Raw genomic sequence first — 14927 nt, 5'->3', positions numbered from 1 at the left:
CATGGCCGCCGACGTGATCCGCGTCCACGACGTGTCCAAGCAGTTCCGTCTGCGCAACGACAAGAGCCTCAAGGAGCGTCTGGTCAACCGCCGGGCGTCGCGCGAGCACGAGAACTCCTTCTGGGCGCTGCGGGACATCGACCTGAACGTCCCCGCCGGTTCCACCGTCGGGTTCGTGGGCCACAACGGCTCGGGCAAGAGCACGCTGCTGAAGGTGATCGGCGGGATCCTCGCCCCCACCTCCGGCTACGTCGAGCGGCGTGGTCGCCTCGCGGCCCTGCTCGAGCTCGGGGCGGGGTTCCACGGCGACCTGACCGGCCGCGAGAACGTCTTCCTCAACGCGTCGCTGCTCGGCCTGAGCCAGAAGCAGACCGAGAAGTACTTCGACGCGATCGTCGACTTCTCGGGCATCGGCGCGTTCATCGACACCCAGGTCAAGTTCTACTCCTCGGGCATGTACGTGCGGCTGGCCTTCGCGGTCGCCGTCCACGTGGACCCGGAGATCCTGCTGGTGGACGAGGTGCTCGCGGTCGGTGACGAGCCGTTCCAGCGCAAGTGCCTCGAGCGGATCCGCCGGTTCCAGGCGGAGGGACGCACGATCGTCCTGGTGACGCACGCGCTGGACCAGGTCCGCGAGCTGTGCGACCGCGCGGTCATGCTCGACCACGGCCGGATGGTGGTGGAGGGCACGCCGGCCGAGGTCATCCGCGCGTTCCGCGAGGCGAACGAGGACGTCGTGGCCGCCGACGCCGAGGTCACGCCGTCCGAGAGCCCCGCCCGGATCTCGAGCGTCCGCATCACCGGGACGGACGGCTCGCAGGTCCTGACGGTCGGTCCCGACGAGCCGCTCGAGATCCGCATCGGGCTCGAGACGACGCGCCCCGTGGAGGACTACGTCGTGGGCATCGCGCTCACGGACCACATGGAGCGGCTCGTCTACGGGACCAACTCCCACCTCCTCGGCATCGAGACCCCGCGGGTCGACGGTCACGCCGAGGTGCGCTTCGCCGTCGACCGCCTCCCGGTGGTCGAGGGCCAGTACTTCGTCACCGCGGCCGTGCACCCCGTGCGCGGCCCCGAGTGGCACCGAGTGGACCGCGGCGCCGTCGTGCGCGTGCGGACGACGATCCAGGAGGACGGCGTGGTGCACCTGGCGCCCCGGTTCGAGGTGACGACGTGAGCGAGCGGCGGGGGCGCATCGGCTTCGTGCCGGCCCGGTACGGCGACAAGATCGTCGGCGGCGCGGAGATCGTGCTGCGCCAGATGGCGTTCGGCCTCCAGGAGCGCGGCTGGGACGTCGAGGTGCTCACCACGACGGCGCTCGACCACCACGGGTGGGCGAACGAGCTGCCGGCGGGCGTCGCGGACGAGGGCGGCATGCGCGTGCACCGCTTCACCGTGGACCCGGGTGGCAGCCCCGAGCGCGCCGAGCTCGAGGCCCGCATCCTGCGCGGTGAGCGGCTGACGATCACGGAGCAGCAGCGCTGGATGAACGGCGGCATGCGGTCGCCCGAGCTGTACCACTACCTGCTGGACCACGCGGACGACTACCGCGCCCTGGTCTTCACGCCGTACCCGTTCTGGGTGACGTACGCGTGCTCCCAGGTGGCGCCGTCGCGCAGCGTCCTGTGGACCTGCCTGCACGACGAGCCGTACGCCTACCTCGAGCTCTTCCAGCCCGTGTTCAGCGGCGTCGCGGGGCTGCTGTTCCAGTCGGGTCCCGAGCAGGACCTGGCCGAGCGCGTCGCGCCGTCCCTCGCCCCGCACGCCGTCGTGGGCTGCGGCGTGGAGGTCCCGGACCACTACGACCCGGAGGGCTTCCGCGAGCGGTACGGCATCGAGGGGCCGTTCCTGCTGTACGCGGGGCGCCGCGAGGGCGGCAAGGGCTGGGACGACCTGCTGGCGGCGCTCGCCCGGATCGACGAGCGGCGCGGCCTGCCGTTCTCGGTCGTCACCATGGGTGCCGGGGAGGTCCGTCCGCCGGAGCGCCTGCGAGGACGGGTCATCGACGTCGGGTTCCTGCCGGACGACGAGCGGGACAACGCCTTCGCCGCCGCGACCGCGTACGTGCAGCCCAGCCGGTTCGAGGCCTTCTCGCGCACCATCATGGAGGCGTGGCTCGCCGGTACCCCCGTGATCGCGAACGCGGGCAGCGAGGTCGTGGCCTGGCACTGCGAGCGGTCCGGTGCGGGCCTGACGTACGACGACGAGTACGAGCTGGAGCAGTGCCTCGCCTTCCTCGCCGACGCCCCGGAGCAGGCGGCGGCGATGGCCGTGTCGGGCCGGGCCTACGTCCTCGACAACTACCGGTGGGACCTCGTCCTCGACCGTGTCGAGGAGCGGATCGAGCAGTGGACGGTGGCGCCGTGAGGATCCTGATGGTCAGCCCGTACCCGCCGCTGCGCGACGGCATCGCGGCGTACGCCCTGCAGTCGGTGCGCGCCCTGCGCGCCGAGGGGCACGACGTCGAGGTGCTCTCGCCCGGGCCGTCGGCCGCGCACCACCACCTCGACCTCGTGGGGCCCCGCGGGGCGCTGGCGCTCGCCAAGCGGGTCCGCGGCTACGACCGTCTGGTCGTCCAGTTCCACCCGGACTTCTTCTACCCGATCGGTGCCTCGCCCACGCAGCGGGCCGCGGTCAGCGCCGCGCTCGCCGCCGCGTTCCGACTGGCCCCTCACGTCGAGGTCGTGGTCCACGAGATCGACTACCGGCACGGTGCCGGGGCCTCGCCGGCGGCGCTCGCCGCCCGGGCGCTGTGGCAGCAGGTCGACCGTGTCACCGTCCACTCCGAGTCCGAGCGCACGGCCTTCGTCGACGCCTTCGGCGTGCGGCCCGACCGGGTGCACGTGACGGAGCACGGCGCGGCGTTCGTGCCGCACACCCACCTGGACCGTGCGGCCGCGCGCCGCAGCCTGGGCATCGACCAGGACGCGTTCGTGTTCCTGTCCATCGGCTTCGTCCAGCCGCACAAAGGCTACGACCGGGCGGTGCGCGCCTTCCAGGGGCTGCCCGCCCCGGCGCGGCTGGACGTGGTCGGCTCGGTCCGGGTCGAGGAGCCGCAGTTCGTCGCGTACGCCGAGGAGCTCGCCGAGCTGGCCGCGGACGTCCCCGGGGCGACCCTGCACCTCGGGTTCGTCAGCGACGAGCTGTTCGACCGGTGGCTCATCGCGTCCGACGTCGTGGTGCTGCCCTACCGCGAGATCTGGTCCTCCGGTGTGGTCGAGCGCGCACGGCTGTTCGAGCGCCCGGTCATCGCGACGCGGGTCGGGGCGCTGGCCGAGCAGACCGCCGGGATGCCCGACGTGCGGCTGGTGTCGTCCGACGCCGAGCTGCGCGACGCCATGTGGGAGGCCGCCGGCCACCCCCGGCACGGGCTCGACGCCGGTCCCTGGCCCTCGGCGGACGAGGGTCGCGCGGCGATCCAGGCCGCGGTCGTCGAGCGGGCCGCCGCGATGCGCGGCGGACCGGTGGCGTCCGGGACGGCCACGGACGCGACGACCGTGCGCGACCGCGCCCGGGCCACCGCGCCCTTGCGCCGCGTCGGCGAGGTGCACCTCCCGGACCCGGGTCACGGGCGAGGGATGCGGGTCCTGGCGCGCAAGGTGGTGCGCCGGCTCACGGGATGGCAGCTGCAGCCCGTGGTGGACCACGTCAACGCCCTGACCCGCGCGACGGCGGAGGCGGTCGACCGGACGACGTCCGGCGGCGAGGGCAGCACGCGCACCGGGCGCTGACGCGGTGCCCGGAACGCTGCGCGTGGCGCTGGACGCCACGCCGCTGCTGGGTGCGCGGACCGGCATCGGCACGTACGTGCGCGAGCTGGTCGGTGCGCTCGGTGCGCTGCCGGACGTGGCCCTCACGGCGACCGCGTTCTCCGGTCGCGCGCACCGGCCCGACGACCTGCCGGCCTCCGTGGCGTTCCGGGCCGCCCGCGTGCCCGCCCGGCTGCTGCGGGTGGCGTGGCTGCGGACCGACCTGCCGCCCGTCGAGGCGCTCGCGGGCCGGCACGACGTCTTCCACGCGACGAACTTCGTCCTGCCCCCCGGGCGCGGTGCGGGCGTGCTGACCGTCCACGACCTCACGTACGTGCGGTACCCCGAGCTCGTCGCCCCGGCGTCCCGTGCGTACGCCACGCTCGTGCCCCGCGGGCTGCGCCGCGCGCGGCTGGTGCTGACGCCGTCGCAGGCCGTGGCGGCGGAGGTGGTCGAGGAGTACCGGCTCGATCCCGAGCGGGTGCGGGCCACGCCGCTCGGGGTGGCGTCGGCGTGGTTCGACGCCGCGCCCCTGATGCCGGTCCGTCGCCGCGAGCTCGGCGTGGGGGAGCGGTACGTGGTGTTCGTCGGGACGCGCGAGCCGCGCAAGGACCTCGGCACGCTGCTGGCCGCGCACGCGGCGCACCGGGCCGCCGGCGGTGACCTGCAGCTCGTGCTCGTCGGCGCGGCCGGCTGGGGCGAGGAGCTGGCGGGGCGTCACGGCGTGCGCGTGCTGGGCCACCTGCCCGGTGCGGACGTGCGCGCCCTCGTCGCGGGCGCCCGCGCGCTGGCGATGCCGTCGCGCTACGAGGGGTTCGGGCTGCCCGTGCTGGAGGCCCAGGCCGCCGGCACGGCGGTGCTGTGCTCGGACCTCCCGGTGCTGCGTGAGGTCGGCGGCAGCACGGCGACGTACCTGCCGGTCGGGGACGTCGAGGCGTGGTCGGCGGCGCTCGACGGCTGCGGTGCCACCGCACCGGACCTCGACGCCGCCCGGACCGCCCGGACCCGCGCCGCGACCTTCACCTGGGCGGCCTGCGCCCGGCTGACGCTGGCGGCCTACCGGGACGCGACGGCGGCGTAGACCTCGGCCGTCGCCCGCGCGGCGGTCGTCCAGGAGAAGTCGGCGGCGCGCACCAGGGACGCCGCGGCGAGGGTCTCGCGCCGCGGGCCGGCCGCCTGCACGAGCGCGTCGGCCACTGCGTCGGGGTCCCGCGGGTCCACGAGCAGGGCGGCGTCGCCCGCCACCTCCGCGCAGGACGTGCCGGCCGAGGTGACGACCGGCACGCCGGCGGCCATCGCCTCGAGGACCGGCAGGCCGAAGCCCTCGCGCAGCGACGGGAAGCAGAACGCCCGGGCGCCCGTGTAGAGGGCGGCCAGGTCGCTGCGCGAGACGGCGCCGAGGACCCGCACCCCGGGGTGGTGGCCCGCCGCGGCGTCGTCGCCCCAGCCGCGCGGTCCGACGAGCACCAGCTCGGCGTCGAGCTCCGCCCGTGCGCGGGCGTACGCCCGGAGCACGACGTCGAGGTTCTTGCGGGGCTCCCGCGTACCGACCCACAGCACGTAGGGGCGCGCCAGGCCGTGACGCGCGGTGACCTCCGCGACGGCGGCAGGGTCGGCGGGCTGCACGTCCGTGCCGTGCGGCACCACGTGGACGAGGGCGGGGTCGACACCCGCGCGCGCGCACGCGGCGGCCGTGTCGTGCGACGGGACCACGACGGCCGCGGCGTGCGCCTGCACGGTGGCGAGCGCCCGCCGGAAGAACGCGACGCCGTGCGGCGTGAAGTGGCTGGGGTCGTCGAGGAACGCCAGGTCGTGCACCGTGACGACCAGCGGCAGCCGGGTCGGGGGGATCGCCCACGTGGTCGCGTGGACGACCCGGGCGTCGCGCGCGAGGTGCTCGGCCCGCGGCAGCCCGGCGCGCTGCCACGCCTCGTACAGCGCCCGGCGGGGCAGCGGGGCGCGGCGCACGGCGACCCGGGGGTCGAGGTCGGCCGGACGCGCCTCGCGGTGCCACGCGCTGATCCCCGTGACCGGCAGCAGGTCGCACAGCGCCCCGGCCAGGGCTGTCACGTAGGTGCCGGAGCCGCCCGGCACCCGCTGCCACAGCTGCTCCACCGTGAGCGCGAGCGGGGGCAGGGGAGCGGGCTCGGGCATGGTGAGAGACTACGGTGTGCCCGTGATGACGACGCCGTGGCCCTTGCTCCGTACCGCCCCGAGGGCGGGTGCCTGAGGTGCGGGTCCTGGTGGACGCGACGGCGGTGCCGGACGACCGCGGCGGTGTGGGTCGGTACGTCGACGAGCTGGTCCCGGCCCTGGTGCGGGCCGGCGCCGACGTGGTCGTCGCGTGCCGTCGGTCCGGGGTCGGCGCGCTGGCCTCGTCGGGCGCGGACGTGCACGAGGTCCCGGACGCGCTGGACCGTCGCCCGGTGCGGCTGGCCTGGGAGCAGACGGGGCTGCCCGCGCTGGCCCGGCGCGTGCGTCCCGACGTGCTGCACAGCCCGCACTACACGCTCCCGGTCGCGGCCGGGCTGCCCGTGGTCGTGACCCTGCACGACGCGACGTTCTTCTCCGACCCGCAGTGGCACCTGCCCGTCAAGGCCCGGTTCTTCCGGACCGCCATCCGGGTCGCGGTCGCGCGCGCCGACGCCCTCGTGGTGCCGTCCGCGGCGACGCGGGACGCGGTCCTGGCGGCGGTCCCGTCGGCCGCGCACCACGCCGACCGGTTCCACGTGGCCTGGCACGGGGTGGACCGCACCGTGTTCCGCCCCGTCGACGAGGCGGACCGGCGCCGCGCGACGGCCGCGGTGGGCGCGGACCGGCCGCCCGTCGTGTTCCTGGGCACGCTGGAGCCGAGGAAGAACGTCGTGGCGCTCGTCGACGGGTGGGTGCGGGCGTGCGCCGACCTCGCGGACCCTCCGCCGCTCGTGCTCGCGGGAGCCCGCGGGTGGGACCAGAACATCGACGACGCCCTCGCCCGGGTGCCCGACCGGCTGCGCGTCCTCGTGCCCGGGTACGTGCCCCTCGAGGACCTCGCAGGGCTCCTGGGCGGTGCGCTCGTGGTGGCGTACCCGAGCCTGGGGGAGGGCTTCGGCCTTCCGGTCCTCGAGGCGATGGCCTGCGGTGCCGCCGTCCTGACGACGCGCCGCCTGTCGCTGCCCGAGGTCGGTGGTGACGCCGTGGCGTACACCGGCACGGACGCCGCGGCGATCGGTGACGCGCTCGCCGGGCTCCTGGCCGACCCGCAGCGGCGCGCGGACCTCGGGCGACGTGCGCTGGAGCGCGCCGCCGGGTTCACGTGGGACGCGTCCGCCGCCGTGCACCTCACCGCGTTCGAGCAGGCGGTCGGCGCACGACGGCGGCGACGCGGCTCTCAGCCCCGCTCGAGCAGCCCCAGCAGGTAGCTGCCGTACCCGGACTTCACGAGCGCCTCGGCGCGCGCCCGCAGGTCGTCGTCCGACAGGAAGCCGCGTCGCCACGCCACCTCCTCCGGGGCGCCGACCTTCAGCCCCTGGCGCGCCTCGACCGTGCGGACGAACTCCGACGCCTCCAGCAGCGAGTCGAACGTGCCGGTGTCGAGCCACGCGGTGCCGCGCGGCAGCACCTCGACCTGCAGCCGGCCCTGCTCGAGGTAGGTCCGGTTGACGTCGGTGATCTCGTACTCGCCGCGCGCCGACGGGCGCAGGTCCCGCGCGATCGCCACGACGTCGTTGTCGTAGAAGTACAGGCCGGGCACCGCGTAGGAGGAGCGCGGGTTGCTCGGCTTCTCCTCGAGCGAGAGGGCGCGGCCCTCCGCGTCGAAGTCGACGACGCCGTACGCCGTCGGGTCCGCGACGCGGTAGGCGAACACGGCGGCGCCGTCGATGTCCCCGAAGCGCTGGAGCCGCGAGCCCAGTCCCGGGCCGTAGAAGATGTTGTCGCCGAGCACCAGCGCGACGGGCTGGTCCCCGACGAAGTCGGCACCGAGGACGAACGCCTGCGCCAGCCCGTTCGGCTCCGCCTGGACCGCGTACTCGATGCTGATGCCGAACTGCGACCCGTCACCGAGCAGCCGCCGGAACTGCTCGGCGTCGTGCGGCGTCGTGATGACGAGGACGTCCTGGATCCCCGCGAGGATCAGGGTGGAGAGCGGGTAGTACACCATGGGCTTGTCGTAGACCGGCACGAGCTGCTTGCTCACGCCGAGGGTGATGGGGTGCAACCGTGTGCCGGACCCGCCGGCCAGGATGATTCCTCGCATGCGCGCCATTGTGGCGCATGCCCGCTGGTGGCAGGAATCGGGTGGCCTCCGGGCAGACCGGACGTCCCGCCGGGGCCGGATGTGCTCAGGCGGTCGCGTCGGCGTCCACGCGCTCCGTGCGCCGCAGCCGGTCACGGGCCTGCGCGTCGAGCCCGGGGCCGACCAGGACGAGCGAGCCGTCGCCGCTCCAGGCGGCCAGGGCGGTCGTCAGCGTGGCCGCCAGCGCGGCGCCCCGGTCGGCCGTCGAGCCCACGTCGAGCAGGACGCGTGCACCCGCCGAGCCGGTGCCGGCGACCGTCCGGGCGTGCTCGACCAGCGCCGCGTGGGTGGTCGAGCCGGTCGGGGTGACGAGCGCCGGGGCGGTGGCGTCCGTGGCGGGCAGCCACCCCAGCGTGTCGCCGTAGGTCATGACGGCCGCGGCGGCGTCGAGGGCTCCGGCGGGCAGCGGGCCGGGCCAGGAGCGCGCGAGCGCGGGGGAGGCGACCGCCACGAGCGGTGCGCCCGTCGTGTGGGCCTCCGGCCGGTCGGTCACGACGACGTCGACGCCCCCGCCGTCCACGGGGCCGGTGCCGTCGGGCAGCACGACGCACGCACCCGACCGCCAGACGGCCGGCGCCCACGTGAGGGCGCGCCAGGCGGCGGGCAGGTCCAGCAGGACCCGTGCGCCCGGTCCCGCGTCGAGCTCCTCGACCAGGAGGTTGGTGGTCTTGGTGACCCAGTTGACGAGCACGGTGCCGGACAGCTCGACGCGCTCGGTGTCCGTGTACCAGGTCACGCGCGGTCGACCGGGGTCGCGGGTGAGCTGCTCGAGGACGCGGGGCAGGGTCGTGGTCACGTCGGCCATCCTGTCAGCCGGGCCGTCGGTGCGCGGGTTCGCGCGGGGCGTGGACGGGGCCGACGGGGTCCCGTGGCCGGTCCGTGGCACGGCTCGCGGACGCCACGCCGTGCGCACAGAACTTTCACCCGGACAACTCGGGCAGATAGCACGTCTCCGGTTGACGATCGCGAACGACACGCGTGTAATTCTTGAGAGTTGATTCATACGCGCACCACCGTCGCGGCCTCCGCGCCGCACCGGCCGGATCGGGCGTGATCAGCAGGACGACGGCGCACTGGCAGCACCGGCCAGCATGAGCACCACCGAGCACGACTTCCGCGGAGGCACGTATGTGGCACCTGCTCGACGACGAGAGCTTCCCGACCGACGCCGCGACCCCCGCACCCGTGCAGCCCGCCTCCAACGTGCTCTCCATGTTCGGCACGCCGGACGACGACGGGCCGATGGGATGGCAGGAGCGTGCCCTGTGCGCGCAGACCGACCCCGAGGCCTTCTTCCCCGAGAAGGGCGGGTCCACCCGCGAGGCCAAGAAGGTGTGCACCCAGTGCGACGTGCGCGCCGAGTGCCTCGAGTACGCCCTCGCGAACGACGAGCGGTTCGGTATCTGGGGCGGGCTGTCCGAGCGTGAGCGGCGCAAGCTGAAGCGGCGCGTGGTCTGACGGTGCCGGCGTCGGCGCTCCGCTGCGCCACGCCCGGGCGGCCTCCCGCCCGATGCGGCACCGCGACGGCATGATGGCGCGAGCATGACTGACACGCTGTCCCCTGCGGACCCCATCACGACGGCCGCGGTGCCGGTGACGACACCGGTGACCGCGGTGGTCGTGACCCGCGGTCGCACCCGCTACCTCGCGACGACGTTGCGTGCCGTCGCGACCCAGTCGCGGCGCCCCCTGCGGGTGCTGGTCGTCGACGTCGCACCCGCGGACGAGCGGGTCGGACCGGTCCTCGACGACGCGTTCGCGGCGGTCCCCGCGCCCGCCCCGCGGCTGTCGACCGTGCGTGCGCCCCACGCCCGGACGTTCGGCGAGGCGGTGCAGGCAGGCCTGGACGCGCTGGCGGAGGCGCTGGGTGAGCGCCCGACCACGTGGCTGTGGCTGCTGCACGACGACAGCGCCCCTGCGCCCGAGGCCCTGGCCCGGCTCGTGCGGACGGTCTCCAACGCGCCGTCGGTCGCGGTCGCCGGCTGCAAGCAGCGGACGTGGACGGACCCGGAGCGGCTGCTCGAGGTGGGCGTGCGCACGACCCGCTCGGGACGGCGGATGACCGACGTCGAGCCCGGTGAGCTCGACCAGGGCCAGCACGACGGCCGCACCGACGTGCTCGGTGTGGGCATCGCCGGCGCGCTGGTGCGCCGCGACGTCTGGGACGCGCTCGGCGGCACGGACCCGGCGCTGGGTCGGTTCGGTGACGGGCTGGACCTGTCGCGGCGGGCGCGGCTCGCGGGGCACCGCGTGGTCGTCGTGCCCACCGCTGTCGTCCGGCACGCGCAGGCGTCGTACCACGGCCTGCGCACGGCGCGCGGCGGTGCGGAGTCCGACGCCGCCCCGGGCGAGGTCGACCTCGACGGGGACGGTGAGCCGGACAGCGCCGACCCGACCCGCTCGTTCCCGGCCCGGCGACGGTCCCTGCTGCACCAGCGGCTCGCGAGCGCGCCGCTGCCGCTCGTGCCGCTGGTCGCGGCCATGACGGTGGCGGTGGCGGTCCTGCGCTCCCTCGGACAGGTCGCTGCCAAGCACCCGCAGCTGGCGGTGGCGGAGCTGCGCGTCGCGCTCCTCGTGCTGCTGCGCCCCGGCCCGGTGATCCGGGCACGGCGCCGCGCGCGCGCCTCCCGCGTGCTGCCCCGGCGGACGCTGCGCCCGTTGCAGGCGACCTGGCGGGACGTCTGGCAGCAGGCCCGCGACCGTCGGCTGGCCCGTCTGGAGGAGCGCCGCCTGGTGCGCGCGCCCAGCGAGCTGGAGCTGCGGGAGCTGGCACTCCTGGCGACCCGGCGTCGCGTCACGCTCGCCGTGGTCGCCGCGGCGCTCGTGCTGCTGTCCGTCGCCGCCGTCGGTCCCCTGCTGAGCCCCGTCGCGGCGGGTGCACCGCTCGTCGGTGACGCCCTCGCACGCACGACGACGGGCCTGGGTGACCTGTGGTCGGCCGCGACGTCGGGCTGGGTCGCCGCCGGTGTCGGGGCACCCGGCCCCGCCGACCCGCTCCTCGTGGTCCTCGCCTCGCTCGCGGCGCTCCTCGGTGGAGCGCCGGCCGCGGCCGTCGCGGTGCTCGTGCTGGGAGCCGTCGTGCTGTCCGGCCTCGGGGCGTGGGCGGCTGCCGGCGCCGCGACCCGCTCGGTCGTCGTGCGCGCGTGGGCCGCGTTGGTCTGGGCGTCCGCGCCCGCGCTGCTGCTGGCCGTCGGGGACGGTCGGGTGGGTGCGGTCGTCGCGCACTGCGCACTGCCCTGGGTGGCGCTGGGGCTCGCGCGCGCCGTCGGGGTGCAGCGCGTGGACCAGGTCCTCTCCGGCATCTCGACCGCACGGCGGGAGGTCGACGAGCCCGATGCGGACGTCGCCGCCGACGAGCGGGCCGCCGCGGCCGCACGCCGGGTGCTCGGTGCCGACGTGGCCCCGCTGGGCGTCCGCGCGTCGACGGGCGCGGAGCACGGTGAGGCGGGTGCGGAGCCCGGTGCGGTGGGTGCACCGCATGCGGAGGTCGACGTCGTCACGCCCGTCCGGGGCGTCGGCGTCGTGCCGGCACCGCGGTCGCCCGGGTCGGGGGCCGTCCCCGTCGCACGACCGGTGACCGCCGCCGGTGACGCGCGGTCCGGGACCACCCCGTCGGACGAGCCGTCCGTGGTCGCGACGTTCGTCGGGGCACCCGACCCCACGGGCTCGGTCGCCGCCGCGGCGGGTGCGGCGATCGCGCTGGCCGTGGCCGTCGCGGCCGCGCCCGTGCTGCTCCTGCCCGCGCTGCTGCTCGTGGTGGTGGTCGCGGCCACGGTGCCGCGGGCACGCGTCCGGGTGCTCGGGGTGGTCGTTCCCACGCTGGTGCTGCTGACGCCGTTCCTCGTCGAGGTCGGCACGCGGGGCGTCGCGGGCGTCCGGCTGCTCCTGGCGGAGCCCGGCCCGGCGACGCCCGTCGAGCCCGCCGCGGCGTGGGCGCGTGCGCTGGGCGTCCCGGCGGACCCGGCCGGGCTGGTGCCGGCAGGGCTGCCCGAGGTGCTGACCGTCGCCTGGCCGTACCTGACGGGTGCCGTGCTGGTGCTGCTCGCGGCCGGTGCGCTGCTGCGCGGCCGGCCCGTCGCCCGCGGGGTGCGCGTCTGCTGGACCGTCGCCGCGGTCGGGGTCGCCGCCGGTGCGGCGGTCGCCGTGCTGCCGGCCGCCGCCGGTGCCGACGTCGTGGGACCCGCGTGGACGGGCGCGACCGTGTCGCTGACCACGCTGGGCCTGCTGGGCGCCGCCGTGCTGGGCAGCGACCGGCTCACCGCCCGGCTCGCCCGGCAGTCGTTCGGCTGGCGGCAGCCCCTGGTGGCGATCACCACGGTCGTGGCCGTCGTCGCCGTGGCGTGCGGCACGCTCGGCTGGGCGTGGTCGGCGCGCACGGGCGACGCCGTCGGGCTGCGCGCCTCGGGCGATCCCGTCGTCCCGGTCGTCGGGCAGCAGGCCGGGCGGTCCGCCGCCGCGTCGCGCGTGCTGGCCCTGACCGCACGCGGTGACGGGTCCGTCGACTGGTCGCTGCTGCGGTCGGACGGCGACCAGCAGGTGGACCACGCCGCCGCCGTCACCACCCGCACGCTGACCGGGTCGCTCCGGGAGCCGGTCGTGACCGGTCCCGACGACCCGTCCGCCGAGGTCGCGGGGCTCGCCGCGCGGCTGGTGCAGGGGGCGGCGGGCGACGTGGCGCACGCCGTCGGCGCGCTGGGCGTGGCCGACGTGCTGGTGCCCGCCGCCACGGACGACGACGCGCGGACCCGCGCCGCCCGCGCCCGGCTCGTCGGGGTGCTGGACGCCACCGCCGGGCTGGAGCGCGTGACGCACGACAGCGCGGCCACCCTGTGGCGCGTGCGCCCCGCGCAGGGCGACGTGGTCACCTCCTGGGCCCGCCTGCTCGGCGCCGGGCAGGACGTGACCGATCCGGGCGCCGCGGCCGTCGAGGTGCCCGCCGACGGGCGCGCGGTCGCCACGACCGTGCCGCAGGGCGAGGGACGCCGCGTGCTGGTGCTCGCGGAGCGCTCCGACCCGGGCTGGCGCGCGTGGCTGGACGGCCGCGCGCTGCCCGCCGCCGACGCAGGCTGGCGCCAGGCGTTCGAGCTGGGCTCCGACGGCGGCGCGCTCGAGGTCCGGTACGTGGTGCCGCACCGGACGCCGTGGGTCGCGGTGCTGGCCCTGACCACCCTGGTCACGGTCCTGCTGGCGCTGCCGCTGCGACGACGTCGGGGGATGCGCACGTGACCGGACCGACGACCGCACCGACGACGCCCGACGACACGGGCTCCGAGCGCCGCGCCCGGCCGCGGACGCGGCGCGGGCGCCTGGCGCGCGCCGCGTCGGGGCTGCTGGTGCTCGGGATGGCGGGCGGTGCCGTGGCGGGCGCCACGCAGCTCGGTGCCGCGGGGGCGCGTGCGGTCGCCGCACCCGGGGTGGAGGTCGCACCCACGCCCGTGACGCTCCAGTGCCCCGGGCCGGTGGTGCTGCCGCAGCGCGCCGAGCGGGGTGACGCGGCGTTCGACCCGGCGCCCGTCGAGCCGCAGGTCGCGCTCGACGCCGTGACCGCCGCCGGCGAGGGCGCCGGGCCGCTCGCGGTCCTGCCGCTCGGGGGCACGACGGCGGCGCGCGACGTCGCCGCGGGGGGTGGCGCCGTCCGGGTCCAGGGCGGGAGCACACCGTTCGTCGTGCGGGCGCAGCCCGGCGACACGTCGCCGGTGGTCGCGGCCACCGGGACCTCGGTGGTCACCGACGGCGACGCGCGGGGCCTGGCCGCCGCGTCGTGCCGGGCGCCCTCGAGCGCGCACTGGTTCGTGGGCGGCTCGACCGCGGTCGGTGCGACGTCGACGCTGGTCCTGAGCAACCCCGGCCTGACCGCCGCGCAGGTCGAGCTGGAGATCTACGGGCCGCGCGGTCCGGTCGACCCGACGGCGGCACAGCACCTCGTCGCTCCCGGCGCCACCACCACGGTCGACCTCGGCGGCGCCGCAGCCGACCAGGCCGCGATCGTCGTGCACGTCACCGTCACGGGCGGCCAGGTGGCCGCGCACGTCCAGGACACCGCCGTGCGCGGGTTCACACCGGCGGGGACCGACCTCGTCGTGGCCGGCGCCGCCCCTGCGACGCGTCAGGTGGTCACGGGCGTGGTGGCCGCGGAGTCGACGGTCGGGTCGCCCGACGCCCCGGTCCTGCGCCTGCTGGCACCCGGCCCGGAGCAGACGGTCGCCCGGGTGACGCTGCTCGGCGGCGACGGGCCGGTGACGCTGCCCGGTGCCGACCGGGTGACGCTCACGGGCGGTGAGGTCACCGACGTGCCGCTCGGCGGGCTGCCGGCCGGGGTCTACACCGTGGTGGTGGACGCCGACGTCCCGGTGGTCGCCGGTGCCGTCACCTCGCGCACGGGTGCTCCCGGTGCCCTCGACGACGAGCCGCGTGTCGACCGCGCCTGGTCCGCGGCCACCGCGCCGGCGGCGCACGGCGCGATCGCGCTCCCGGCGGGTGTCGGGGCGCGGGTCGTGGTGGGCGCCGTCGGGCAGGACGCGGACGCACCGGGGGCCGGCAGCGCGACGCTGCGCGTCCTGGGGAGCGACGGGCAGGTCCTGTCCGAGCACCGCGTGCGGGTGGACGCCGGGACGACCGGGGCGTGGGACGTCGCCGACCTCGCCCCCGACGCGGCGGGCGTGGAGCTGGAGCCCGTCGGTGGCGTGCCGCTCGTCTGGGCCGTCGCGCTCACGCTCGAGCAGGAGGACGGGCCGCTCGTCGCCACGCTGGACCCGGTGGGCGTCGTGGGCGCCACGGGTGCGGTCGCGGTCCGCGAGGACGCACGCCCCGCGCGCGGCTGAACGCGCACGACCGGCGTCGCCGGACGTGCGGCACCGGCGCGTCCCGCACCACCCCGTGTGGCCGCGACGGCGCGCGGC

The 14927-nt window shown here is 76.7% G+C and carries 11 protein-coding genes; 8 read left to right on the top strand and 3 right to left on the bottom strand.

The window, feature by feature from the left end:
- Nucleotide 1: 1 nt before the first annotated feature.
- Genes BMZ16_RS09910 through BMZ16_RS09895 form a run of 4 tightly spaced genes read left to right on the top strand, consistent with a single transcriptional unit; the run spans nt 2 to nt 4833 of the window.
- The gene (locus BMZ16_RS09910; protein ID WP_089799857.1) at nt 2-1180 is read left to right on the top strand and encodes an ABC transporter ATP-binding protein; all 1179 of its coding nucleotides are present in this window, start codon (nt 2-4) and stop codon (nt 1178-1180) included.
- Nucleotides 1177-2370, top strand: coding sequence for a glycosyltransferase family 4 protein (locus BMZ16_RS09905; RefSeq protein WP_089799855.1), 1194 nt, complete (start codon nt 1177-1179; stop codon nt 2368-2370). Before BMZ16_RS09910 ends, BMZ16_RS09905 begins: the two co-directional genes overlap by 4 nt.
- Nucleotides 2367-3734 carry a glycosyltransferase family 4 protein gene (locus BMZ16_RS09900; RefSeq protein ID WP_143082787.1) on the top strand — a complete coding sequence of 456 codons (1368 nt, stop codon included), beginning with the start codon at nt 2367-2369 and terminating at the stop codon, nt 3732-3734. The genes BMZ16_RS09905 and BMZ16_RS09900 overlap by 4 nt, the downstream gene beginning before the upstream one ends.
- Before the next feature lie 4 nt (nt 3735-3738).
- Nucleotides 3739-4833, top strand: coding sequence for a glycosyltransferase family 4 protein (locus BMZ16_RS09895; RefSeq protein WP_218143341.1), 1095 nt, complete (start codon nt 3739-3741; stop codon nt 4831-4833).
- On the opposite strand, the gene BMZ16_RS09890 is transcribed toward BMZ16_RS09895, so the two are convergent.
- On the bottom strand, nt 4809-5906 hold the full coding sequence (locus BMZ16_RS09890; protein ID WP_089799851.1) for a glycosyltransferase family 4 protein: 1098 nt from the start codon (nt 5904-5906) through the stop codon (nt 4809-4811). The two genes, BMZ16_RS09895 and BMZ16_RS09890, sit on opposite strands and share 25 nt — an antisense overlap.
- An 89-nt stretch (nt 5907-5995) precedes the next feature.
- Between BMZ16_RS09890 and BMZ16_RS09885 the strand changes: the two genes are divergently transcribed.
- Complete coding sequence (locus BMZ16_RS09885; protein ID WP_255366519.1) at nt 5996-7153, top strand: glycosyltransferase family 4 protein; 1158 nt, start codon at nt 5996-5998, stop codon at nt 7151-7153.
- On the opposite strand, the gene rfbA is transcribed toward BMZ16_RS09885, so the two are convergent.
- Together rfbA and BMZ16_RS09875 are read right to left on the bottom strand one after the other, a co-directional pair.
- Complete coding sequence (gene rfbA / locus BMZ16_RS09880; protein ID WP_089800082.1) at nt 7123-7989, bottom strand: glucose-1-phosphate thymidylyltransferase RfbA; 867 nt, start codon at nt 7987-7989, stop codon at nt 7123-7125. The genes BMZ16_RS09885 and rfbA overlap by 31 nt on opposite strands.
- Before the next feature lie 85 nt (nt 7990-8074).
- Nucleotides 8075-8833 carry a TIGR03089 family protein gene (locus BMZ16_RS09875; protein WP_089799849.1) on the bottom strand — a complete coding sequence of 253 codons (759 nt, stop codon included), beginning with the start codon at nt 8831-8833 and terminating at the stop codon, nt 8075-8077.
- Nucleotides 8834-9156: 323 nt separating this feature from the next.
- Here BMZ16_RS09875 and BMZ16_RS09870 point away from each other — a divergent pair, with 323 nt between their 5' ends.
- The 3 genes from BMZ16_RS09870 to BMZ16_RS19260 all read left to right on the top strand — a co-directional run bounded on the left by BMZ16_RS09870 (nt 9157) and on the right by BMZ16_RS19260 (nt 14849).
- Nucleotides 9157-9486 carry a WhiB family transcriptional regulator gene (locus BMZ16_RS09870; RefSeq protein ID WP_089799847.1) on the top strand — a complete coding sequence of 110 codons (330 nt, stop codon included), beginning with the start codon at nt 9157-9159 and terminating at the stop codon, nt 9484-9486.
- Nucleotides 9487-9570: 84 nt separating this feature from the next.
- Nucleotides 9571-13254 carry a glycosyltransferase gene (locus BMZ16_RS09865; RefSeq protein ID WP_089799845.1) on the top strand — a complete coding sequence of 1228 codons (3684 nt, stop codon included), beginning with the start codon at nt 9571-9573 and terminating at the stop codon, nt 13252-13254.
- Nucleotides 13251-14849 (top strand): DUF5719 family protein, encoded by a 1599-nt coding sequence (locus tag BMZ16_RS19260; protein ID WP_089799843.1) that lies wholly within the window; start codon nt 13251-13253, stop codon nt 14847-14849. Before BMZ16_RS09865 ends, BMZ16_RS19260 begins: the two co-directional genes overlap by 4 nt.
- Nucleotides 14850-14927: the final 78 nt, after the last annotated feature.

Source organism: Cellulomonas sp. KH9 (assembly GCF_900114185.1).
GTDB lineage: Bacteria > Actinomycetota > Actinomycetes > Actinomycetales > Cellulomonadaceae > Cellulomonas.
This window is presented reverse-complemented; position numbering and strand designations above follow the sequence as displayed.

Bases quoted from the DNA above. Each gene is read 5' to 3' on its own strand.
- BMZ16_RS09910 (WP_089799857.1), top strand. From the start codon at position 2: ATGGCCGCCGACGTGATCCGCGTCCACGACGTGTCCAAGCAGTTCCGT.
- rfbA (WP_089800082.1), bottom strand. From the start codon at position 7,989: ATGCGAGGAATCATCCTGGCCGGCGGGTCCGGCACACGGTTGCACCCC.
- BMZ16_RS09875 (WP_089799849.1), bottom strand. From the start codon at position 8,833: ATGGCCGACGTGACCACGACCCTGCCCCGCGTCCTCGAGCAGCTCACC.
- BMZ16_RS09865 (WP_089799845.1), top strand. From the start codon at position 9,571: ATGACTGACACGCTGTCCCCTGCGGACCCCATCACGACGGCCGCGGTG.
- BMZ16_RS09890 (WP_089799851.1), bottom strand. From the start codon at position 5,906: ATGCCCGAGCCCGCTCCCCTGCCCCCGCTCGCGCTCACGGTGGAGCAG.
- BMZ16_RS09870 (WP_089799847.1), top strand. From the start codon at position 9,157: ATGTGGCACCTGCTCGACGACGAGAGCTTCCCGACCGACGCCGCGACC.